This window comes from Variovorax sp. 10L421 (genome assembly GCF_056395365.1).
On the sequence record NZ_JBFTJJ010000037.1, the window covers coordinates 15831 to 37757 of the forward strand.

The window sequence follows — 21927 nt, forward strand, 5'->3', positions numbered from 1 at the left end:
CATGAGAAAGACGCCCGACCTCTCCACGCGGCAGCTGCGCGCCTTTCTCGCGCTGGCCGAGCACCGCAACTTCACGCGCGCGGCGCAGAGCAGCCACCTTTCGCAGCCCGCGTTCAGCGCGCTGATCCGCACACTCGAAGACGCGGTCGGCACGCGTCTGTTCGACCGCGACACGCGCAGCGTGCAGCTCACGCCCGAGGGCCGGCTGTTCGAAGGCTCCGCGCGCCGGCTGCTCGACGACATGGGCAGCGCCATGGGCGACCTTGCCGACCACGTGGAGCGCCGCAAGGGCCGCGTGCGCGTGGCCGCCCTGCCCTCGCTCGCGGCCGGCTGGCTGCCCGCGGTGTTCGCCGAGTTCATGCAGGCCTGGCCGGGCATCCGCATCGACCTGGACGACGCGCTGTCCGACGCCTGCATCGCGCTGGTGCGCAGCGGCCAGGCCGACTTCGCGCTCGCCGCATCGGGCGCCGGGGGCACCGCCGACGGCGACCTGCGCGCACGCAAGCTCTGCACCGACCGCTTCCACCTCGTGTGCCGCGCCGACCATCCGCTCGCGCGCGAGCCGCGCCTCACGGCGAAGAAGATCGCGCCCTACCCCTTCATCCAGATGGCGCGCAACAGCAGCGTGCGGCAGGCGCTCGACGCGGCGCTGCATCCGCAAAGGTTGAATGCGGTGTTCGAGGTGGAGCACCTGGCCACCGTGATGGGCCTCGTCGAGGCCGGTCTGGGCATCAGCGTGGTGCCTGCCCTCACACTGTTCCATTTCCAGCGCGAGACGCTGGTGACGCGGCCACTGCCCCTGGCTTCCCTCACGCGCACGCTCTACATGGTGCAGCGGCGCGAAGGCAGCCTGTCGGTGGCGGCGCAGACGCTGCACGACCTGATCGTCGCGCGGCTGGGGTCGCTGCGGCTGGACTGATGCCCGGCGCGCAGCAAGCCAGGACCAGCTGGCGATAGCCGCTCAGCCCACGGCGCTCGCCATCGCGGCACGCGCAGTCGGATTTGGCGTGGGCTCCCCGATCTTGCGCATCGTGTTGCGATCGGTGTGGCTGAAGGGTTCGGGCTTTCCGCGCACGCTCAGCACCGTCTCGAGTTCGTAGGACCAGCTGCCATCGTCATGGATCGACACCTCGATGCTGTAGCGCAGCGTCTTGAACGCATGCTCCAGGAACGGGTTGGCCACGATGCCGTTGGTCTCGCCGCCGCGCACCGCTTCGAGCCTGAAACTGCGGTCGCCGGGCTTCGCGTGGCCGGTGGCCATGGCCGTGAGCCCGCGCGGGATCGACAGCGTCTGGATCAGCGCGCCCGTGGCGGGCTCCCACAGCCAGTAGCCGACCTGGTCGTGAAAAGTCTCCACCTCGTCGGGCTTGGCGATGCGCAGGTGGTAGCGCAGCCCGTAGAAGATCTGCGGCCCGTTGGTCTGTGCATCGATGGGCTGGAACTCCGCGTGCTCGATGAAGGCTTCGGCCTCGGGGCCGTCTTCCTTCGGGCTCACGTCGTGGCCGGCCGTACCAATCCAGAGGCCCGCCAAGCCCGTGAGCGGGCCGAGGTTGGCGAGCGTGTGCGGATCGGGCTCGGGTTCCGTGTAGATGTCGCGGGGAAACTGTTCCATGTTCTTTTCCTGATGAAATCTTCTCTTGTGGCGTGAGGATAAATGTCACTGGTCGAGGCGAATGCCGACCTTGGCGATGATCGCACCCCATTTGCGGCCCTCGCTGTCGATGAAGGCCTTGAACTCCTCGGGCGAGCCGCCGCCCGCCACCAGCCCCTGGTTGGCCAGCAGTTCGCGCACGGCCGGCTCCCGCAGCACCTCGTTGATGTCGGCGTTGATGCGGCGCACCACCTCGAGCGGCGTGCCGCTGGCGGCGAAGAAACCATTCCAGGCCAGCGCCTCGAAACCGGCATAGCCCGACTCGGCCACGGTGGGCAGTTCTTTCATGCGCTCGGAACGCGTGGCGCTCGTGATGGCGATGAGCTTCACGCGCTGCCCCTGGATCAGCGGCAGCAGCGCGGGCGCCACCGCGAACAGCGCCTGCGTGTCGCCCGCCGCCAGCGACAGACCCGCGGGCGGCGAACCTGCATAAGGCACATGCACCGCCTCGATGTGCGCCACGCTGCGAAACAGCTCCATCGTGAGGTGCGACGAACTGCCCGCGCCCACCGACGCATAGCTGAATTTGTCGCCCCGCTTCTTCGCCCATTCGACGAACTCGGGCAGCGTGTTCGCGGGGTTGTTCGCCTGCACCGCCAGCACGTTGGGCTGCGAGGTCGTGAGCACAATGGGCACCAGGTCGCGCGAAGGCACGTAAGGCATGCGCGCATACATGTAAGGGCCGAAGGCGATCGGGCCGTTGAAGCCGATGCCCAGCGTGTAGCCGTCGTGCGGCGCCTTGGCCACGGTGTCCATGCCGATCAGGCCACCCGCGCCCGCCTTGGTCTCGATCACCACGGGCTGCTTCCAGATCACGCGCAGGCGGTCGGCCAGCGTGCGCGCTATCAGATCGAGCGAACTGCCTGCAGGTGCGGGCACGATGACGCGAACTGGCTTCGCGGGCCAGTCCTGAGCCCATACGCCGGCGGCCAGCACGCTGGCAAGCAACAACATGGCGAGCTTGTAGTTCTTCTTCACTTCAGTCTTTCACTAGTGATTTACCCGAACGATACGGCCTGCGCTTTGTCAAGAACTGATGCGCGAACGACACACAAGCGTGACCGCACGCATCCTGCACATCGAGACCTCGCAAATCCAGGTCCGAATATGAAGTCGAAAGGCTTCCAGAGCGGTTCCGATGGGCTCGATGGCCTTTAACCACTTTGCGAACGGGCCAATTGTGCAGGGGCTTCAAACTGCCATCGCATCGCGGCAAGATGCGCATCCGCCGAATCTTGCGTCAACCCGATCTGACCGAAGGAGCATTCTTATGTTCGCTACCGCGGAACGCACCATCAAGACCCCCGGCCCCGATCATCCGATCACGATCACACCGAACCCGCTGCGCGTGGTGGTGTCGGTCGACGGCCGTGTCATCGCCGACACGCGCGAAGCGTTGACGCTGCGCGAAACGCATTTCGGAACGGTGCACTACATCCCCCGCAAGGACGTCAGGATGTCGCTGCTGGAGCGTACGCAACACGCGACCTATTGCCCGTACAAGGGCGAGTGCAACTACTACAGCATTCCTGCAGGCGGCGAACGCTCGGTGAATGCGGTATGGACCTACGAGTCGCCCTACGAGCCGGTCGCACAGATCAAGGACCACCTGGCGTTCTATCCAGATCGCGTGGGACCGATCGAAGAACGCGTCGCCTAGCGCGCGAACTCACCTCGCCGGTCTTGACCGGCGCGAGCGTCACCGTGTTCGGCTCGGCGTGCGCTAAAAGCCCAACCAGCTAACGGCTGACATGCCGATTACAAGCCGGCGAACAGCGCCATTGCGGCGCACCGTGACGCAGGCTTGCTGATGGGCTTCACCAACATCGCCACCACCGCCGAAGCGCACCAGCTCGCGGCAAGGCTGCGCGCGGCTTTCGGCTGACCTGCCGTCAGGCCGTTCCGTGGCCGAGGGCGGTCACGATGCGCGCGTCAAAACCACACCGCACTTCACAGCACGCGGCAAGCCCGCTACATTCGTCGCTTCGACAACCACACAGAAAGCGGAGGTGCGCGATGGAAGACACTGCAATTCAAGCCCCCACCAACGTGCGGTTTGCCGGGCCTCATCTGAACTGATCGTTCACGCGTCGACCGCGTAGCCGGTCTGCCCCGCGCGGCCATCACCCGCCGCGACGACCACAAACCGCCCCGATTCAAACGCCGCTACCGGCACGCACGTGCCGGCAGCGCCCCGTTCATTTATCGAATCAAGGCCAACGACCATGCTTGAAAACCGTGCCGCACCTGCGCGGCATACCGTGACCACCGTGTTCGATCCCCAGCGCGCTTCCGAAACCGACTGGGGCCATTTCCTCGCCTACTGGCGCCTGCGCGCCGCGGAAGACTTTCCCGGCGACCCTGTTCCTCCCGATGCCGACACCCGGCACAACGTGCTGCAGCCCGGCCCGCTGTATGCCGTTCATCGCGTGCTCGCCGTTGGCGCACACGGCGAATTCATCGGCAGCCTGAGCGCGAGCTTCCGCCGCGAAGGCACGCCCGGGCACGAGGCGTTCGCACCGTTCCTCGAAGCCTGGGGCGGCGTGCTGCGCCCGCACCGGCGCCGCGGCGTGGCGAGCACGCTGCTTCGCGCGTTGCTGGCGTTGATGGAAATGCACTGCAAGTCCGTCGCAACCATCAAGACCCACTTGCCCGACGGCCACGCCTTCCTGCAGGCCATCGGCGCCGTCGAAAAGCACCGCAGCGTCGAGAACCGCATGCCCCTGGCCGGGCTCGACTGGCAGATGCTCGCCCGCTGGCGCGCTGATGGCTTCGCGCCCGCCCACGGCCTGCGCACCGAGGTGCACGCGGGCCGCGTGCCCTTCGAGCGGCTCGCTGCGCTGATGGCGCCGCTGTCCGCGCTGCTGAACGACGCGCCCACCACCAACCTCGAACGGCCGCCGCTGCGCTACGACCTGGAGGACTTCCCGCCCTGGTATGCCGACATGGACCGCCGCGGGGGCGAGCACTTTCTCGTGCTCCTGCTCGACGGGGACGAGGTGGTCGCGGTGTGCGACGCCTCCTGGAACCAGCGCTTCCCCGACCGCTTGCAACAGCGGCTCACGGCCGTCGCGCGCCAGTGGCGCGGCAAGGGCCTTGCAAAGGGCGTGAAGGCCGCCATGCTGCAGCTCGTGCGCGAGCGCCACCCCGAGGTCACGCTGGCCGTGACCCACAACGCCGAAGTCAATGCCCCCATGCTCACCATCAACCACCGGCTCGGCTTTGCCGCGCACAAGCACGACGGCCTCTACCAGATCGACACGCAAAGCCTGCGGACCTTCCTGGAGGCACGGCCATGAAGGCACCCCAGCGACTGCAGGCATTGATCGACGAGGGACTGATCGACACCGTGGTGCGCCAGCTCATGAGCGGCAAGGAAGCCATGGTCTACGTCGTGCGCTGCGGCGACGAGACGCGCTGCGCCAAGATCTACAAGGAAGCCGACAAGCGCAGCTTCCGCCAGGCCGTCGACTACACCGAGAACCGGCGCGTCAAGAACACCCGCGAGGCACGCGCCATGGCCAAGGGCACGCGCTTCGGCCGCAAGGTGACCGAGGCCATCTGGCAGAGCGCCGAGGTCGATGCGCTCTACCGCCTGGCCGCCGCGGGCGTGCGCGTGCCCACGCCGCACAACTTCCTCGAAGGCGTGCTGCTGATGGACCTGGTGACCGACGCCCACGGCGACGCCGCCCCGCGCCTCAACGACGTGGTCTTCTCGCCCGAAGACGCGCTGCGCCACCACGCCAGCCTGCTGAAAGAGGTGATGCGCATGCTGTGCGCCGGCATCGTGCATGGCGACCTCTCCGAGTTCAACGTGCTGCTGGCCGAAGACGGCCCGGTGATCATCGACCTGCCGCAGGCGGTGGACGCCGCCGGCAACAACCACGCGCGGCGCATGCTGCTGCGCGACGTCGAGAACCTGCGCAACTTCTTCGGCCAGTTCGCGCCCGCGCTGCTGCGCACGCACTACGGCGACGAGATCTGGCAGCTGTACGAACGCGGCCTGTTGCGCCCCGAGACGGAACTGACCGGCACGTTCGTGCGCGAGACCGGCCCGGTCGACCTGCGCAACGTGATGCGCGAGGTAGACGACGCACGCGAGGAAGAAGCGGCGCGGCGCCTGCGCATGCAGGCACCGCGACAATAGCGGGCTGACAACGCCCGCCCCGATGAACCCCACCGCCCCACCGCCCCCCGCTCCGCACCCGCCGTTTGCCTCCGCCGCCCGCCAGATCGCGAAGGCCGCGGCCTTCGTGGCCCTGGGCTTCGGTTCGGTGGCGCACGCGGCGGGCATCCGCCTCGAAGACGACCGCGGCACCACGCTCGAACTGCAGGCGCCGGCGCGGCGCATCGTGTCGCTGATGCCCTCGCTGACCGAAACGGTCTGCGCGCTCGACGCCTGCGACCGGCTGGTGGGCATCGACCGCCATGCCAACTGGCCGGTGTCGGTGAAGGGCTTGCCGCAGGTCGGCGGCGTCGACGACGCGAACATCGAGCGCATCGTCGCGCTCAAGCCCGACCTTGTGCTGCTGCGTCCGCGCAGCCGCGCTGCCGAACCGCTGGAGCGCCTTGGCATCAAGGTGCTGGCGCTCGACGCCAAGACCCACGCCGACATGCGCCGCGTGATGGAAACCGTGGCCCGCGCCACCGGCCGGCCTGGAGCGGGCGAAGCCTTCTGGCGCAGGCTCGACGCCGGGCTGGACGCCGCCAGGGCCCGCGTGCCGGCTGGCTGGCAAGGCCGTCGCGTTTACTTCGAGGTGCACGGCGGCATGGCCGCGGCCAGCGAGAGCTCCTTCATCGGCGAGACGCTGGCCCGCCTCGGGCTTGGCAACGCTGTGCCGGGCACACTCGGCCCGTTCCCGAAGATGAGCCCCGAGTTCGTGGTGCGCGCCAATCCGGACGTGCTGATGGTGTCGGCGCTCGGCGAAATCTCCGCCATGGCTTCGCGGCCCGGCTGGTCGGCCATGTCGGCCATCCAGCGCGGGCGCGTGTGTAGCTTCGCCTCGGCGCGCTTCGACCTGATGATGCGCCCCGGTCCGCGGCTGGACGAAGCGGCCGACGCCATCGTGGGCTGCCTGGCCTCGCTGGGCGCACCGAAGCCCTGACACCCGACGACTCATCCCTTCCGCCATGAAGCATCGCAAGCAAACCTCCTCCACTCCTTTCGTCCGGGTAGGCCCCAGCGGCGTGCACGGCCTCGGCGCCTTCGCCACGCGCGACCTGCCGGCGGAAGCTTTCCTCGGCCTCTACGAAGGCCGCCGCTACACCCAGGCCGAGATCGCCACCAAGGTCTGGGACGACCAGCTCACCTACCTGTTCACGCTGTCGAACCACGAGACCATCGACGGCGCCAAGGGCGGCAACGCCACTCGCCACCTGAACCATTCATGCGAGCCGAATTGCGAGGCCGTCGAGGAATACGACGAGGGCGGCGAAATGGTGCTGAAGTTCCAGACGCTGATGGCCGTGGACGCAGGCGACGAGCTATTCATCGACTATTCGCTGACCGCGGACGACGGCTCGCCGCCGTCGAAGTACCCGTGCCATTGCGGCTCGCCCAGTTGCCGGGGAACGATGCTGGCGCCGGTCGAAACAGCGGCCGGGCAAGACGCTCAAGCGTTCGGGTTCGAGGCCACGACGTAGCGCGCATCCCAATGCGTGGCAAGCTGCCGCGCACGGTGCAGCGGCACGCGCGCCGTCTCGAAGTCCACCACGCAGGCCATGTCGGCGGCCTCGGGCCGCGCGGGGTTTTCGCTGCTGCGGCCATCGGTCAACAGCCACAGCCAGCGTTGGCGCGACTCGCTCTTCGCCAGCAGTTGCCCCGCGCGCTGCACGCCCAATGCCAGCGGCGTGCCACCGCCCGCTGCGATCGGCGCGACCCAGTCGTCATTCCAGGCGCTGGCGCGGCGCGGCGGCAGGCGCAGTTCGACCACCTCGCCGGCAAAGCACAGCAGCGCGACGTGGTCGCGGCGCTGGTAGGCCTCCTGCATCAGCGCGAGCAGCAGGCCCTTGGCGCGCGCGAGGTTGCCGTCGCTGCGCATCGAGGCCGAGCAGTCGAGCAGGAAACAATGCAGCGCGCCGCTGCGTGCCTGCTGCGGGCGGCGCCGCAGGTGCTCCGGGCGCAGATGGCCGGCACCGCGCGCCGCGAAAGTGCGCGGCCAGTCGAAGGCCGCGCCCTGCGAGGCGGGGCCATGCCATGCATCCCTCTGCACGCCCTGCCTCCGGTCACCCTGGCGTGCGCCAGTGGGTACGGCGTCCCGGAGGCTCAGGCTTTTTTTGACGCGGCCTGTGCAGGAGCGATCAGCGGTCGCAGCGGCTTCACGCGCTCGATGCCGACGGGCTCGGGCGGCATGGCGCCCCAGTCTTCATCGCCCGCACTGTTCGCGGCGTCGTTCGGATTCGCGTCGGGCATTGCGGAGCGAGGGGCTGCCGATGGCGCAGCCTCGGCTTCGGGCTTGCGCCGGTGCAGCAGCACGGCTTCGGCTACGCGCTGCACGTGGCCAGCGGTAATGGCGCTCGCACCGTCCCAGGCCGCGAGCGCGCGAGCGGAGCGCAGCATCACGAGATCGGCGCGCAAGCCATCGACGCCGGCTGCGATGCACAGCGCACCGACCGCCTCATGCACCGCATCGCCATACGGCAGCGCTGTCGCATCGGCCACGAGGGCGTGCGCACGGACCAATGCGGCCGCCAGTTCGGCTTGCGCCTTCGCATGCGTCGTGCGAAAGCCCTGCGGATCGGCATCGAAAGCCAGCCGCGCACGCACGATGGCCTGCCGCTCTGCGGCATCCTCGATGTTGCGCAGCTGCACGCACAGGCCGAAGCGGTCGAGCAGCTGCGGGCGCAGCGTGCCCTCTTCCGGGTTCATGGTGCCGACCAGCACGAAGCGCGCGGCATGCCGGTGGGAAATTCCGTCGCGCTCCACCACGTTGACGCCGCTGGCCGCCGCGTCGAGCAGCGAGTCGATCAGCGCGTCAGGCAGCAGGTTGATCTCGTCGACGTACAGCACGCCACCGTGCGCGCGCGCCAGCAGGCCGGGCGCGAACTTCAGTTCGTGGCCGGCCAGCGCCTGCCCGAGGTCGAGCGTGCCCACGAGGCTTTCAAGGCTCGCGCCCAGCGGCAGCGTGACAAAAGGCGCGCCCGGCAGCAGCTCTGCCAGCGCGCGCGCAGCGGTGGTCTTGGCGGTGCCGCGCGGCCCTTCGATCAGCACGCCGCCAAGGCCCGGATCGACTGCGGCCAGCAGCAGTGCCTGGCGCAGCTGCGGCTGGCCCGCGATCGCGGCAAAGGGAAAAGGCACCGGCATCGGGGCGGCAGTGGTCATCGCGAAAGTCCTTCCATCTGCTGCTCGTGGCCGAGAAGCAGGTTTTGCAATTGGTCCTTGTAGTCGCCGGGCGATTGCCACAGGCCGCGCTGCATGGCCTCGAGCAGGCGGCTGAGCATGTCGTGCAGCGCGCGCGGATTGTGCGCGTTCACGAAGTCGCGGGTGGCTTCGTCGAGCACGTAGGCGTCCGCCACCATCGCGTACTGGTGGTCGCCGACCACGCGCGCGGTGGCGTCGAAGCCGAACAGGTAGTCCACCGTCGCGGCCATTTCGAAGGCGCCCTTGTAGCCGTGGCGCTTCACTCCGTCGATCCACTTCGGGTTGACCACGCGCGCGCGGATGACGCGGCTGATTTCTTCCTTCAGCGTGCGCACGCGCGGCGCCTGCGGGTTGCCGTGGTCGCCGTGGTACATGGCCGGCTGCCGCCCGCTCAGGTGGCGCACGGCGGCGGCCATGCCGCCCTGGAACTGGTAGTAGTCGTTGGAGTCGAGCAGGTCGTGCTCGCGGCTGTCCTGGTTCTGCAGCACGACGTTCATCGCGCGCAGGCGGCGCACCAGCGCGCCGGTGGCGGGCACGCCGTCGCTGCCCTGGCCGTAGGCGTGGGCGCTGCCGCCGACGTAGGCGTTCGACAAATCGTCGTCGGTCTGCCAGTCGCCATGATCGAACAGCCGTTGCAGGCCGGAGCCGTAGCTGCCGGGCGCGGAGCCGAACACGCGCCAGCCCGCCTGCGTGCGGGCGGCCTCGGGCGCCACGCCCTGCGCTTCGAGCGCGGCGGCCTCGCTGAGGATGCGCGCGCGGATGGGGTTGCGCTCGGCGTCTTCGTCTTCCTGCGCGGCGACGGCCTGCACGGCCGCGTCGAACATCTGCACGGCATTGGGAAAAGCGTCGCGGAAGAAGCCCGAGATGCGCAGCGTCACGTCGATGCGCGGACGGCCGAGGCCGACCGTGGGCAGCACCTCGAAATCGACCACGCGCTGGCTGCCCGGCGCCCACTTCGGCCGCACGCCGATGAGGGCGAAGGCCTGCGCCAGATCGTCGCCGCCGGTGCGCATGGTGGCCGTGCCCCAGACCGAGAGGCCCAGCGCCACCGGGTAGTCGCCATGCTCCTGCAGGTGCCGCTCGACCAGCTGTGCGGCGGACTTGAGGCCGAGCATCCAGGCTGTGGGCGTGGGAATGGCACGGGTGTCGACCGCGTAGAAATTGCGCCCGGTGGGCAGCACATCGGGCCGGCCGCGCGATGGCGAGCCGCTCGGCCCCGGCGGAACGAAGCGGCCTTGCAGGGCGCGCGAAAGTTGCAGCAGCTCCTGCGCACCGCAGGCGTCGAGCGCGGGGGCGAGGTCTTGTTCGACGCGGCCCATCACCGCAGCGGTATGCGGCATGTCGGACGGACAGGTGTTGTCCTCCAGCAGGCGCTGCGCCAGCAGCTCCAGCCGCTCGCGCGTATCACCCTGATGCCGCCACGCATCGGTGCTCGCCGATTTCAGCAGCGCGGGACGCGCGCCCAGCCACGGTTGTGCCGCGTCGATGTCGAGCGGGTCAAACGCCTCGCCCGGCAACAGGTCTTGCGACAACGCGCCGAGCAGCCCGGCATTCGCGCCCGCACCGTCCGCAGCCGGATAGCGCGCCAGCGCCAGCAGCGTGTCGCGCCGCAGCCGCTCGCGCGGCGACGCGCCGAACACATGCAGCCCGTCGCGGATCTGCGTTTCCTTCAGCTCGCACAGGTAGGCATCCACGCGCGCCAACACCGCATCGTCTTCCGCGCCCGGCAGGCCGCCCAGCTCTTCGACCAGATGCTGCGCCCGCACCGCCGCGAGGATCTGCGCGCGCAGCACCTTCGCGCGGCGCGCATCGACCAGCAGCGCGTCGTAGTACTCGTCGACCTGCCGCTCCAGGTCCTGCATCGGCCCGTGGTTCTCGGCACGCGTGAGCGGCGGCATCAGGTGGTCGACGATGACCGCCTGCGTTCGCCGCTTGGCCTGCGCACCCTCGCCGGGGTCGTTGACGATGAAGGGGTACACGTTGGGCAGCGGCCCGAGGATCGCGTCGGGCCAGCAGGCCCGTGACAGCGCGATGCTCTTGCCCGGCAGCCATTCGAGGTTGCCGTGCTTGCCGACGTGCACGACCGCGTCGATGGCGAAGGCATCGCGCAGCCAAAAATAGAACGCGAGGTAGCTGTGCGGCGGCACCAGTTCGGCGTCGTGGTAGCTCGCGTAGTCGGCCATGTCCAAGGTACCCAGCGCGCGCGCGGGCTGGATGCCGACGAACACGCGGCCCAGCCGCAGGCCAGCGATCATGAAGCGATCGCGCCGCAGCATCGGGTCCTGCTCGGGCGGGCCCCAGCGTGCGTCGATGGCGTCGGCCATACCTCCAGGCAGCAACGCGAGCCGCGCACGGTAGTCGGCCAGCCCGTAGCTCTGCCACGCCGGCCGAGCAGCCCACTGCGCGGGATCGTTCGCAATGCCTTCCTGCAGCTTGCGCATCAGCGCATCGCCGTCGGCGGGCATCGCGCCGGGTTCGCCCAACGCATAGCCCTCGGCCGCCATCGCCTGCAGGATCGCCATCACCGAAGCCGGCGTGTCGAGCCCCACACCGCTGCCGATACGGCCCTCGCTGCCCGGGTAGTTCGCGAGGATCAGCGCGATGCGCTTCTCGTCGGCGCGCAGGCTGCGCAGCCGGCACCAGCGGCGCGCCAGCTCGGCCACGAAGGCGATGCGGTCCGGCTCGGGCTGGTAGCTGACCACCTCGGTCTGCGTGAGTTCGCAGCGGTGCGACAAGCCCTTGAAGCTCACGGCGCGCGTGACGATGCGGCCGTCCATCTCGGGCAGCGCGATCTGCATGGCGATGTCGCGCGGACGCAGGCCCTGGCTGTCGGCCAGCCAGTCCTCGCGGTTGCCGCCGCTCACGATCACCTGCAGCACCGGCGCATCGCCGGCCAGGGCCAGGGCTTCGCCATATTCATCCTGCGCGCCCTGCCCCAGCGCCGCGAAGGCCGTGGTGTTGAGCACCAGCTGCACGTCGTGCTCGATGCACAGCGCACGCAGCGTGGACAGGCACAGCGGGTCTTTCAGCGAATCGAGCGCCACCGGCAGCGGGTTGAGCCCCTGGGCGCTCAGCGCCGCTGCGAGCGCATCGAAGGCCGCCGTGTTGCCCGACAGCAGATGCGAGCGATAGAACACCAGCGCCACCACCGGCGCACCCGCATGCCAGCCGGCGCGCAGGTCGTCGATCCCGGCGACGGCATGCGCCGCGCCCATGCCCTGCGGCACATGCAGCGCGACCTGCGGCAAGCTGCGCGGCGGCAGCGGCGCTTCGCCATGGCCAAGGCCGTGGAAAGCCACCGCACGCAGGAACTGCATCGCATTGCCCGCTCCGCCGCTGCGCATGTACTGCCACAGCTGGCGGCTCACCGCGCGCGGCGCCGTGCTGCGCGCGAGCAGGTCTTCGTCTTCCTGCAGGTCGCCGGAGAACATGGCGAGCTGCTGGCCTTCGCGTTTGGCCAGCTTCTCGATCTGCTGGAGTCCGTAGGCCCAGGCCGATTCCGCGCCCAGGTGGTCGACCACCACCACGCGCGCGTGCTGCAGCACCTCGTCGATGTACAGGTCTAGCGAGGCCGGCTGGCGCAGGTGCATCAGGTTGGCCAGCCGCAGCGACGGGTAGCCCGGGTCGGTGACCGCCAGCGCAGTGCGCGCGGCCGCGAGCAGCGCGAGCGTGGTGTCGGCCGAGCTGAGCACCACGATGTCGCCCGGCGTCTGGTCGAGGCGGGTGACGACGCTGTCGTCCTCGACGAAGCGTCCGGGCTGGGTGCTCAGCAGGTGCATCGGTTCAGGTGGTCAGGCGGCGACTGCGCTCACCTCTTCCAGCGTCTTGCGCAGCATCGCTTCGTCAAGGTCTTCGCCGATGAACACGAGGCGCGTGCGCTGCGCCTCGCCATCGCGCCAGCGGCGATCGAAGTGGTGGTCGAAGCGGCGGCCCACGCCCTGCACCAGCAGGCGCATCGGCTTGCCCGGAATGGCGACGAAGCCCTTCACGCGGTAGATGGTGTGCTGCTCGACCAGTTGGCCCAGCACAGCCAGCAGGCTGTCGCGGTCCACGGGCGGCAGCTCGATCACGAGCGAGTCGAACTCGTCGTGATCATGGTCTTCCTCATGGTCGTGGTGGCTCTCGCGCAGGTGGATGGTGGCTTCGGCCTCACGGCCCTGGCCCAGCAGCAACGCGAGCGGCAGCCTGCCCTCGGTGGCGGCGACGATCTTCACTTCGGGCGGCAACTCCTCGCGCACCAGCGCCTCGACCTTGGCCCGCGCGGCGTCGTCCATCAGGTCGGTCTTGTTGAGCACCACGAGGTCGGCGGCCGAAAGCTGGTCTTCGAACAGCTCATGCAGCGGCGATTCGTGGTCGAGGTTGGGGTCGGCGCGGCGCGCTTCGTCCACGGCCTGCGGGTTCTCGGCGAACTGGCCCGCGGCGGCGGCCGGGCCGTCGACCACCGTGACCACCGAATCCACAGTGAAGATATTGGCGATGTCGGGCCACTGGAAGGCCTGCACCAGCGGCTTGGGCAGCGCGAGGCCGGAGGTCTCGATGAGCACCGCGTCGAGCTCGCCGCGGCGCTCGGCCAGCTGCTGCATCACGGGCAGGAACTCTTCCTGCACGGTGCAGCAGACGCAGCCGTTGGCCAGTTCGTAGAGCGCGCCCGCACGCTCGTTGCCTTCCTCGTCGCAGCCGATGCCGCAGCCGCGAAGAATCTCGCCGTCGATGCCGAGCTCGCCGAACTCGTTGACGATCACCGCGATGCGGCGGCCTTCCGCGTTGCCGAGGATATGGCGCAGCAGCGTGGTCTTGCCGCTGCCGAGGAAGCCGGTGACGATGGTGACGGGGATCTTGGCGTTGTTTGCTTGTGTCATGGAAAGGATCTTTCAGACGCCGCCGGCGATGACGGCGGCGCGATGGATGAGCGGCAGACGGGCGCCCGGCGGCGCACCGTCGAAGTGGGCCGCGGCGCCCTCGGGGAAGAGGAAGCGCGTGCGAGAAAACGCGGATCAGACGCCGCCGTATAGGCGACGCTCGACGAAGGCGGTGCCCTGCAGCCGGCGCCAGGCCTTGGCCGCAGCCAGCACGCCCAGGTCGACCAGCGGCTCGACAAGCACCACGGTCATGTAGGCCGCGCCGAAGCTGGCGATCTGGCCCAGGTTCTCGATGCCGGTGCCGCGTCCGTACAGCGCCCAGAAGCCGACCCAGACCACGATGCCGCCCTGGTAGGCCACCGAGAGCTTGAAGGCCTGCTGGTAGCCGATGTCCACGTAGGCCAGCTTTTCGGGAATGATCCGGCGGGCCAGCGCGGAAGTGGCGAACAGCGGCACCAGCAGCGTGGTGACGTTCATGCCGTACTGCGGCAGATCCTGCGGCTCGAAGAACAGGCCCTGCACGAGCAGCCCGCCCGCCAGCCCGATGGCCGCGGGCGCCAGCCCGAACACCAACAGCAGCGTGGTGCCCAGGATCAGGTGCACCTCGGACACGCCCACCGGATGGTGCGGGAACACCTCGAAGAAGCAGAACACCAGCGCCACCGCGATGACGGAACGCAGCACCAGCGCGGCGGGCCCGTCCTTCATGAGCATCTGGAACGCGACCTTGCCGGTGTAGGCGAGAGCGGCTGCCGCCGTCGCGTAGCTGAGGAAAATCTTGGATCCGTCGACGAGACCTGGTTCGATGTGCATCGAGCACCTCCTGAAATGCACCGCAGTGCGAAAGTTGATTGTTGGTGGATGGGCCGGCTCGCGCAAGCCCCTGTCATGAACGCCGAAGCACGCGCTGCGCTCCCGGCACGGCCGACGACCGAGGCTTGCGCAGCAATCGCCGCCAGCCGATCACCACGCCGCTGGCCGAGGCCACGGCGCCGATGATCGACAGCAGCCACATCACGATGTCCCAGGCCGGCCGGTACTGGATGAGCCAGGGAAAGTCGAGGCTGTGCGCCGCGTTGAAGAGCCAGCGGCGCAGGCGCGAATTGCTGTCGTTGCTGCCGACGACCTGCCCGCTCGCGGGGTCGATGTAGATCCAGCTGCGCGCCGAGTCGTCGAACTGAAGCCGCCATACGGGCACGATGCGCTCGCGGTGGTGGCCGTACCAATGGAAGTCTTCGCGGGTCTGGAGCGTGGCCTGCGTGACGGCCGATCCGGGCCGCAGGCGTGGGGCGGCGCGCAGGATGTCTTCGCGGCTTCTCGATGCAATCGCGCCAGTGGCAGCGTCGATCACGCGAACGTGGGCCTGCGCATCGCGCAGCTGCAGCAGCGGCTTGCCGTCGAACCACAACAGCACGGCTTCGCGCGGTGCGGCAGCGCCCTCGCCGGTCGGCAGCGAAGCCGGCGGCCATGGGAACGGCGATGTGCCGGCGCCCGTGTAGCGCGCCATCACCGCCGCATCGACCGGTCCGCGCTGGAACCAGCCATTGGGGTTCATCGACAGCCAGCCGCTGACGATCCACGTCAGCACGAAGAAACCACCGATCAGCCCCGCAATGTGGTGCCACGCCATCCAGCCGGTGTACGGCGTGACCGCGCCGTTGCGGAATCGCCGCCGCAAGCGCACCCGCAGGATGCCGATGACGATGCCCGTCACGGCCGAGACGATGCACGCCCCCGACAGCCACACCACCACGTCGTGCCACAGCGGCGGATCGGCGCGCAGCGGCGTGAAGTAGATCCAGTGCGGCACGCAGCCAAGCCAGTTCCACAAGCGTTCCGAGCGCGTGGTGTCGCGCACCACCTCGCCGTTGCGCGAGGACACATACAGCTCGGTGCCGGCCGCGTCGCCGACCTCGATGCGGTGCAGCGGGCGCAGCGGGTCCAGGCCTTGCGGCACGGTCCACTGGTCGCGCTCCAGCGTCTCGGCCCAGTGCGCACCGGCACGGCCCGAGAAGGCTCGCGCGATGGCCTGGGCCTGCGCGGCATCGACCGGGCCGGGCACATGGCCGTCGCGCGCCGAGACGGTGTGCCGGCCGCCGCGCGCATCGACGATGCGCCACACCGGTTCGGGGCTGTCGCCGCCCTGCATCTCCAGCACCATGCGCCGCGGCGGCTGGGGTAGTCGATCGAGCGCGGCAGCGGGCGACACCGCCGCCTGCCCGAAGCGCAGCGGCGCGAGCCCCGCCAGCCGCTCTTCGTCCGTGAGGTTGGGATACCCCACGTACATCATCACCACGCCCGAGACGAACCACATGGCGAACAGCAGGCAACCGCCGATGCCCAGCCATCGATGCGTCCAGTAGAGCCAGTGCCGAATTCGCGGCCAGGCGCGGCGCCATGCAGAGGTCATGAGGGCACTGCTCAGAAGTTGACCAGCGCCGACAGCTCGAACGAGCGCGGCCGCCCCAGCAGCCACTGGTTGCCGCCGTTCGAGAACGACACCGGATAGCGCCGGTCCGCCAGGTTGTAGGCGCGCAGCGCGAGCTTGAGCGACGGGTTCGCCTGCCAGCTCACGCCTGCGTCGGCCACCGTGTAGGAACCGATCTTGCGCGAGTTGGCCGTGTCGGCCTGGCGCGGGCCGACGTAGCGCACGCCGAACTCAGCCTCCCACTGCGGCATGAAGCGCCAGTTGAGCCACAGGTTGGCTGCCTCCTCGGGCACGCCTGTGGGCGTGTTGCCCGTGCGCGAGACCAGCGACTGGCCGACCAGCTCATTGAAGTCGTCGTAGCGCGCACGCAGCTTGGCGACGTTGGCTTCGAGCCTCAGCGTGGATGTCAATGCCAGGTCGAGCGTGGCCTCGACGCCTTCGGACGACTGCTTGCCGATCTGCTGGGTGATGGTCGGGTCGGTCGCGTCGCGCGAGAGCAGCTTGTTCTTCTCGATGCGATAGGCCGCCACCGTCCAGGCACCGCGGTTGTCGGCCAGCTGGCGCTTGTAGCCGACCTCGACCTGCTTGCCGGTGCTGAGGTCGAAGGCCGCCTGCGAAGTCGAGGTCGTGACCAGCGAGCCCAGCGGATCGGCCGCGCGCGCCACATGTGCATAGAAAGACTGCGACACATCGGGCGCATAGACCACGCCGAGTCGGCCGGTGGCGTACTCGAAGGTCTTGCCGAAGCTGTTGGCGGCGTTCAACAGGTCGGTGCGCGCGATCTTCGCGTGATCCCAGCGCAGGCTGCCCACCACCGACCACTGCTGGTTGAAGGCCAGCTTGTCCTCGGCGAAGAAGGCGTAGGTGCTGGTCCTGGTCTTGTAGCGCGGCGTGTAGGCCACGGGCGAAGCGTAGTAGCCGGGGTTGAAGACGAAGGGGTCGACCACCGAGCGGCCGCCATAGGGCGAGTCGTTGGTGTGCGTGAAGTCGATGCGGTTCGCATCGAAGCCCACCAGCACCTGGTTGGCCAGGCCGAACAGACCATGCCTGAAGGTGGCGTCGGTGCGGTTGCCGATCTGCTCCTGGTCATGGCCGATCTCCAGGTAGTCGCCGCGCGTCACGCGCCGCGTGGCGGCGTTGTAGGTGTAGGTTTCGCTGTTGCGCCAGTGGCGCTTGCTCTCCAGCCGGTAGAGCTGGTTGCGCACGGTGACGGCATCGTTGGGCGTCCACTGCGCGTCGAGCCGGGTCCACTTGTCGCGGTACTTGATCTCGGCGTCGTCCACGTTGTAGTTCTGGCGCAGCGTCTGGCTGCCCAGGCGGCCGTCGATCAGCGGCACGCCGTAGTAGCGCTGCGGCGACTGGCTGCCTTCGTCGTGCGACAGCGTGAACTGCAGCTGCCGCGACACGTCGAGCCGCACGGTCGCGCCCACGGCGAGGCTCTCGGCCTCCCCGCGCTGCATGAAACCGTCGGTGGCGCGGTGGCTGATGTCGAAGCGGTACGAGAGCCTGTCGTCGATCGCCCCGCCGCTGCCGAAGGCCACCTGGCGGGTGGCGTCGGAGCCGAGCGTAACGAGCGCCTCGTTGCGGATCGGGCCGCGCGTGGGCTTCCTGGGCACCACGTTGATCGCGCCGCCGATGGCGCCCTCGCCGTACATCACCGAGGCCGCGCCGCGCAGCACCTCGATGCGATCGACCGACCAGGTGTCGAACGGAAAGGTGACGGTGCCCGCGCCCGCATACAGGCGCGTGCCGTCGAACAGCTGCATCACCGAGCCGTGGCCCGAGAAGCCGCGCGCGGCCATGGCGGTGCCGCCGTTGCCGGGGCCGGGCGAGCCGGTGATGCCGGTGGCGCGGGTAGCGGCGTCGATCACCGAGACGTCGCCGCGCGCGCGGATGGTGTCGCCCGTCAGCACCTCGATGCTGGCCGGCGTTTCCAGCGGCGTGAGGCCGAGGCGGCTGCCGGTGTACGAGGGTTCGTCGATGACCAGCGGCGTGTGCCGCTCGGCCTCGACCTGCACCGGCCTCAAACCATGGCCGCTGCCGGCCGCTTCATCCGGCGATTGCGCGAAGCCGGCGGAAGGCCCGAAGGCCAGCCCCAAGCCCAATGAGAAACCCGAAAGGCGCGCCCAACGCAGCGGCGTACCCATGCAATCGCGCGCCGGCGATGCTTGCTGACCCATTTGATCTCTCCTGCGACCTGCGTCCCCGCAGGCTCCCGACCGATAGAGGAAGCAACGGAAGAGGCGAAGGGACTGCGGCGGTCCGCGCGAGCGCGAGGCGGCAGGCCCGGACACGCACTCCCGCAGCGTCCGAAGGCGGTTGCGAAGGCCGGTATCCGGGCTCGCGGAGCGCCGCGGTGTGCTGTGGGATTGCACACCGCGGCCGAAACCCTCGCCTTCCCACGCCGATGCGCAGTGGCTGCCCATGCCTGCGTGGAAGCAGGCATGGGCGTGAGGGTTTCCAGATCCGCCGACCGTTGCGGGGGCAGCGCAGGAATTGACGCGTCAAGATCGACGCGGCGCACCTGCTTCCCGTTTAACCCCGTGGCCATCACATGGCGTGCGGGGCACCTTCGAACCGTGTTGCCTGGCGCAAGTCAGTTAATAAGAACTGACACACCAGGGCGGGCGGGATTATAGGGAACGGCCTGCGGCAAGCCGCATTGCGCCAGAACTTCAGGCGGGCTTCCCGTCGGGTCCGAACAGCCGCCGCAGCACGGCCACGCCCGCCACCAGCGCATTCGAGTAGGTGGCGTAGGGATCCTGGGCGGCCTCCAGCGGCATGTAGACGTGGGAGGTTTCGCCCGGCGTGTCGTCGACCGCCTCCATCAGCACCCAATAGAACTCGCCCGCTTCCAGTTCATGGACGGTGAGTGCGACGTTTCTTGATAAGGACATGGAAATGGGCGTGACGGGATGGTCTGTCCTGAATGGGCGGGGAACGCATGCGGTTGACAGTGCTTTCGGGGTTCTCCTACAGAGCCCGACCCGCGCGCGGCCTAATGTTGTAGTCAGGGATCTTCGAAGAACCTCAAAAGAGCCAGGAGGCATCATGAAGCATTTCACTCTTGAACCGAACATGCGGTCGAGCATCGGCGGCGCCTTTTACCCGACCGGCTACTCGATGGTGATGTTTCCGAGCGCAGAAGATGCCAACCGCATCGGTCACCGCCTGATCGAAAAAGGCATGAGTGGGGACGAGGTCTACCTGCTTCCCGCGCAAACGGTGCTGGCCGAGATCACCCCGACCGTGAAAAGCTCCGACGATCCGTTGCCGTCCGCCGGCACCGATGCCGCGACCGTACGCGCCTTTACCAAGCTGGCGAACGAAGGCCACACCGGCCTGCTGGTCAGGACCCGCGACAGCGCGACGGCCGAACGCCTGATGGAACTGGTGCGCACGGTGCCCTATTCCATCGCCCAGCGATACCGCACGCTGGTCATCGAAGACCTCTGACGGCACGGGCGTCAAGCAGGCACGGCCATCGACACGGCCCGCTGGACCACGTCGCGCGCCATGGCCTGGGCCAGTTCCTGTTCGCCCAGGAACACGGTGGCGGAAGTCTCCTGCGTGAGCAGCCGGGCCTCCTGCTCGTTGTGGCTGCGGATCACGGTCTGGATGGTGGGGTTGAGCGTGCGGGCCGTCTCCATCATCTGGCGCACGTTCATGGCGTCGGGCGTGGCCACCACCAGCACGCGGGCACGCGCAATGTGCGCCTGGATCAGCACGGCCGGATCGGCCGCGTCGCCCCACACGGCCGGCGTACCGGCCTCGCGCAGCCTCTCGACCAGTTCGCGGTTCTGCTCGGCCACCACATACGGGATGTCGTGCGCGTCGAGTTCGGCCGCGATGCGGCGCCCCACGCGGCCGTAGCCCACGAGCACCACCTGCCGCGAGAGGTATTTCGCCTCGGTGGTCATGGGCAGTTCGGCCAGCGGGTCATCGCGCGATTCGAGTCCGCGCGCGAAGGAGGAATGGGCGTGCAGCCACTTCTGCATCGGCACGATCAGGCTGAACCACAGCGGGTTGGTGGCAATGGAGATCAGCGCGCCCGCCAGCACCAGGCTCTGCCCTTCCACCGGCAGCAGGCCCAGCGATACGCCCAGCCCGGCCAGGATGAACGAGAACTCGCCGATCTGCGCGAGGCTGGCGCTCACCGTGAGCGCGGTGCCCAGCGGGTATCGGAACACCAGCACCAGCGCGCAAGCCGCGAGCGACTTGCCCAGCACGATGACCAGCACCACCGCCAACACCTGCAGCGGCCGCTCGATCAGCACCGAGGGATCGAACAGCATGCCGACCGACACGAAGAACAGCACTGCGAAGGCATCGCGCAGCGGCAACGACTCCTGCGCAGCGCGATGGGCGAACTGCGACTCGCGCATCACCATGCCGGCAAAGAAAGCACCCAGCGCGAAGGACACGCCGAACAGCGCCGCCGAGGCGAAGGCGATGCTCACGGCGGCGGCCACCACGCACAGCGTGAACAGTTCGCGCGAGCCGGTGCGCGCGACCTGCCAGAGGATCCACGGGAACACGCGCCGCCCGACCACCAGCATCAGCGCGACGAAACCGCCGACCTGCAGCAGCGTGAGGCCCAGCGTCTGCCACAGCGGATCGCCCGGCCCGGCCTGCGCGCTCTGGCCGCCCAGCGCGCCCGCCAGCGGCGGCAGCAGCACGAGCACCAGCACCATGGCCAGGTCTTCGACCACGAGCCAGCCGACGGCGATGCGGCCGGTGAAGGAATCGAGGATGCCCAGGCTTTCGAGTGCGCGCAGCAGCACGACGGTGCTGGCCACCGACAATGCCAGCCCGAACACCAGCGCCGCGCCGGGGCTCCAGCCCCACCACAGGGCGAGCCCGCCGCCGAGCAACGTGGCCACGGCGATCTGCGCGAGCGCACCGGGCAGCGCGATCTTGCGCACGGCCAGCAGGTCGTCGAGGGAAAAATGAAGGCCGACGCCGAACATCAGCAGCATCACGCCGATTTCGGCAAGCTGCGCGGCAATGCCTGCGTCGGCCACGAAGCCCGGTGTGAACGGGCCGATGATCACGCCGGCCAGCAGGTAGCCGACCAGCGCCGGCAGCCGCAGCCTGGCTGCCAGGAACCCGAGCACGAGCGCCAGCCCCAGGCCGGCGGCTATCGTGTTGATGAGGGAGACGCTGTGGGGCATCGCTGCATTCTGCAGGAACGATGTCTGGCCTTTTATTTCACACGGCCTTCTTTGAGGGGCTCTTTTTCGGACTCTTCTTCGGGGGGGCGTGCACAGGCCACCGGGTGCTCCCCTGCGCGAATGTCCCCCGTCGGCGTGAGCACCCCCGAATCACATATGCAAAAAGTTCAGCCTCAACCAGCCATCTTGCTGCTGCGCGCCGCGTCGAGCGCCTCGGGTTCCTGCGCCTCGACCCAGCTCTCGTTGTTGAGTCCAGCCTGCAGCCGTGTCTCGTCGAGCTCATGGGTCCACTTGGCCACCACGATGGTGGCGACGCCGTTGCCGATCAGGTTGGTCAGCGCGCGGGCTTCCGACATGAAGCGGTCGATGCCCAGGATCAGCGCAAGGCCCGCCACCGGCACGTGCCCCACGGCCGACAGCGTGGCCGCCAGCACGATGAAGCCGCTGCCCGTGAC

19 protein-coding genes and 1 riboswitch are annotated in these 21927 nt (G+C 68.9%); of the genes, 7 read left to right on the plus strand and 12 right to left on the minus strand.

The genetic code is table 11. The features are described from left to right. Position 1: 1 nt before the first annotated feature. The gene (locus tag AC1DFC_RS28145) at positions 2-919 is read left to right on the plus strand and encodes a LysR family transcriptional regulator (RefSeq protein ID WP_413335974.1); all 918 of its coding nucleotides are present in this window, start codon (positions 2-4) and stop codon (positions 917-919) included. A 42-nt stretch (positions 920-961) separates the two neighbouring features. On the opposite strand, the gene AC1DFC_RS28150 is transcribed toward AC1DFC_RS28145, so the two are convergent. Then, positions 962-1612 (minus strand): FABP family protein, encoded by a 651-nt coding sequence (locus AC1DFC_RS28150; protein WP_007839130.1) that lies wholly within the window; start codon positions 1610-1612, stop codon positions 962-964. Positions 1613-1657: 45 nt separating this feature from the next. Further along, positions 1658-2629 (minus strand): Bug family tripartite tricarboxylate transporter substrate binding protein, encoded by a 972-nt coding sequence (locus AC1DFC_RS28155; protein ID WP_478180441.1) that lies wholly within the window; start codon positions 2627-2629, stop codon positions 1658-1660. A 292-nt stretch (positions 2630-2921) separates the two neighbouring features. On the opposite strand from AC1DFC_RS28155, the gene AC1DFC_RS28160 reads away from it, so the two are divergent. From AC1DFC_RS28160 to AC1DFC_RS28180, 5 genes are all read left to right on the plus strand, one after another. Beyond that, positions 2922-3311: a DUF427 domain-containing protein gene (locus tag AC1DFC_RS28160; RefSeq protein WP_007839128.1), complete on the plus strand. Its 390-nt coding sequence runs from the start codon at positions 2922-2924 to the stop codon at positions 3309-3311. A gap of 565 nt (positions 3312-3876) precedes the next feature. Further along, entirely contained in the window at positions 3877-4950 is a 1074-nt protein-coding gene (locus AC1DFC_RS28165; protein ID WP_007839127.1) for a GNAT family N-acetyltransferase, read from the plus strand. Continuing rightward, the gene (locus tag AC1DFC_RS28170) at positions 4947-5798 is read left to right on the plus strand and encodes a PA4780 family RIO1-like protein kinase (RefSeq protein WP_007839126.1); all 852 of its coding nucleotides are present in this window, start codon (positions 4947-4949) and stop codon (positions 5796-5798) included. Before AC1DFC_RS28165 ends, AC1DFC_RS28170 begins: the two co-directional genes overlap by 4 nt. Positions 5799-5820: 22 nt before the next feature. Then, a complete protein-coding gene (locus tag AC1DFC_RS28175; RefSeq protein WP_478180442.1) occupies positions 5821-6756 on the plus strand; it encodes an ABC transporter substrate-binding protein in 936 nt (311 codons plus the stop codon). A 25-nt stretch (positions 6757-6781) separates the two neighbouring features. Beyond that, on the plus strand, positions 6782-7294 hold the full coding sequence (locus AC1DFC_RS28180; protein ID WP_007839124.1) for an SET domain-containing protein: 513 nt from the start codon (positions 6782-6784) through the stop codon (positions 7292-7294). Here AC1DFC_RS28180 and AC1DFC_RS28185 read toward each other — a convergent pair. From AC1DFC_RS28185 to AC1DFC_RS28220, 8 genes are all read right to left on the minus strand, one after another. After that, a complete protein-coding gene (locus AC1DFC_RS28185) occupies positions 7264-7863 on the minus strand; it encodes a vWA domain-containing protein (RefSeq protein WP_007839122.1) in 600 nt (199 codons plus the stop codon). The two genes, AC1DFC_RS28180 and AC1DFC_RS28185, sit on opposite strands and share 31 nt — an antisense overlap. A 53-nt stretch (positions 7864-7916) precedes the next feature. Beyond that, positions 7917-8972 carry a magnesium chelatase ATPase subunit I gene (locus tag AC1DFC_RS28190; protein WP_478180443.1) on the minus strand — a complete coding sequence of 352 codons (1056 nt, stop codon included), beginning with the start codon at positions 8970-8972 and terminating at the stop codon, positions 7917-7919. Next, a complete protein-coding gene (gene cobN / locus AC1DFC_RS28195) occupies positions 8969-12790 on the minus strand; it encodes a cobaltochelatase subunit CobN (RefSeq protein ID WP_478180444.1) in 3822 nt (1273 codons plus the stop codon). Before cobN ends, AC1DFC_RS28190 begins: the two co-directional genes overlap by 4 nt. Before the next feature lie 12 nt (positions 12791-12802). Then, positions 12803-13870, minus strand: a complete 1068-nt coding sequence (gene cobW, locus AC1DFC_RS28200) for a cobalamin biosynthesis protein CobW (protein ID WP_413335353.1) — start codon at positions 13868-13870, stop codon at positions 12803-12805. A 135-nt stretch (positions 13871-14005) separates the two neighbouring features. After that, positions 14006-14683 carry an energy-coupling factor ABC transporter permease gene (locus tag AC1DFC_RS28205; RefSeq protein ID WP_413335355.1) on the minus strand — a complete coding sequence of 226 codons (678 nt, stop codon included), beginning with the start codon at positions 14681-14683 and terminating at the stop codon, positions 14006-14008. A 73-nt stretch (positions 14684-14756) separates the two neighbouring features. Further along, the gene (locus AC1DFC_RS28210) at positions 14757-16280 is read right to left on the minus strand and encodes a PepSY domain-containing protein (RefSeq protein ID WP_478180445.1); all 1524 of its coding nucleotides are present in this window, start codon (positions 16278-16280) and stop codon (positions 14757-14759) included. Positions 16281-16291: 11 nt separating this feature from the next. Continuing rightward, positions 16292-18478 (minus strand): TonB-dependent receptor, encoded by a 2187-nt coding sequence (locus tag AC1DFC_RS28215; protein ID WP_478180446.1) that lies wholly within the window; start codon positions 18476-18478, stop codon positions 16292-16294. A 129-nt stretch (positions 18479-18607) separates the two neighbouring features. After that, a riboswitch (cobalamin riboswitch) is annotated at positions 18608-18886 on the minus strand. 87 nt (positions 18887-18973) lie between these two features. Further along, positions 18974-19195 carry a hypothetical protein gene (locus AC1DFC_RS28220; RefSeq protein WP_007839105.1) on the minus strand — a complete coding sequence of 74 codons (222 nt, stop codon included), beginning with the start codon at positions 19193-19195 and terminating at the stop codon, positions 18974-18976. 154 nt (positions 19196-19349) lie between these two features. Between AC1DFC_RS28220 and AC1DFC_RS28225 the strand changes: the two genes are divergently transcribed. Continuing rightward, positions 19350-19754, plus strand: a complete 405-nt coding sequence (locus AC1DFC_RS28225; RefSeq protein WP_007839104.1) for a hypothetical protein — start codon at positions 19350-19352, stop codon at positions 19752-19754. Positions 19755-19765: 11 nt separating this feature from the next. Here AC1DFC_RS28225 and AC1DFC_RS28230 read toward each other — a convergent pair whose 3' ends face one another. After that, complete coding sequence (locus AC1DFC_RS28230) at positions 19766-21472, minus strand: cation:proton antiporter domain-containing protein (protein WP_007839103.1); 1707 nt, start codon at positions 21470-21472, stop codon at positions 19766-19768. Positions 21473-21645: 173 nt separating this feature from the next. Then, the coding region (locus AC1DFC_RS28235; RefSeq protein WP_478180447.1) for a cation:dicarboxylate symporter family transporter at positions 21646-21927 on the minus strand (282 nt) is incomplete at its 5' end.

Excerpts from the sequence above, each read along its gene's own strand:
- AC1DFC_RS28145 (WP_413335974.1), top strand. The coding sequence starts at position 2 with ATGAGAAAGACGCCCGACCTCTCCACGCGGCAGCTGCGCGCCTTTCTC.
- AC1DFC_RS28150 (WP_007839130.1), bottom strand. The coding sequence starts at position 1,612 with ATGGAACAGTTTCCCCGCGACATCTACACGGAACCCGAGCCCGATCCG.
- AC1DFC_RS28160 (WP_007839128.1), top strand. The coding sequence starts at position 2,922 with ATGTTCGCTACCGCGGAACGCACCATCAAGACCCCCGGCCCCGATCAT.
- AC1DFC_RS28165 (WP_007839127.1), top strand. The coding sequence starts at position 3,877 with ATGCTTGAAAACCGTGCCGCACCTGCGCGGCATACCGTGACCACCGTG.
- AC1DFC_RS28170 (WP_007839126.1), top strand. The coding sequence starts at position 4,947 with ATGAAGGCACCCCAGCGACTGCAGGCATTGATCGACGAGGGACTGATC.
- AC1DFC_RS28175 (WP_478180442.1), top strand. The coding sequence starts at position 5,821 with ATGAACCCCACCGCCCCACCGCCCCCCGCTCCGCACCCGCCGTTTGCC.
- AC1DFC_RS28180 (WP_007839124.1), top strand. The coding sequence starts at position 6,782 with ATGAAGCATCGCAAGCAAACCTCCTCCACTCCTTTCGTCCGGGTAGGC.
- AC1DFC_RS28190 (WP_478180443.1), bottom strand. The coding sequence starts at position 8,972 with ATGACCACTGCCGCCCCGATGCCGGTGCCTTTTCCCTTTGCCGCGATC.
- cobN (WP_478180444.1), bottom strand. The coding sequence starts at position 12,790 with ATGCACCTGCTGAGCACCCAGCCCGGACGCTTCGTCGAGGACGACAGC.
- cobW (WP_413335353.1), bottom strand. The coding sequence starts at position 13,870 with ATGACACAAGCAAACAACGCCAAGATCCCCGTCACCATCGTCACCGGC.
- AC1DFC_RS28205 (WP_413335355.1), bottom strand. The coding sequence starts at position 14,683 with ATGCACATCGAACCAGGTCTCGTCGACGGATCCAAGATTTTCCTCAGC.
- AC1DFC_RS28210 (WP_478180445.1), bottom strand. The coding sequence starts at position 16,280 with ATGACCTCTGCATGGCGCCGCGCCTGGCCGCGAATTCGGCACTGGCTC.
- AC1DFC_RS28215 (WP_478180446.1), bottom strand. The coding sequence starts at position 18,478 with ATGGGTCAGCAAGCATCGCCGGCGCGCGATTGCATGGGTACGCCGCTG.
- AC1DFC_RS28220 (WP_007839105.1), bottom strand. The coding sequence starts at position 19,195 with ATGTCCTTATCAAGAAACGTCGCACTCACCGTCCATGAACTGGAAGCG.
- AC1DFC_RS28225 (WP_007839104.1), top strand. The coding sequence starts at position 19,350 with ATGAAGCATTTCACTCTTGAACCGAACATGCGGTCGAGCATCGGCGGC.
- AC1DFC_RS28230 (WP_007839103.1), bottom strand. The coding sequence starts at position 21,472 with ATGCCCCACAGCGTCTCCCTCATCAACACGATAGCCGCCGGCCTGGGG.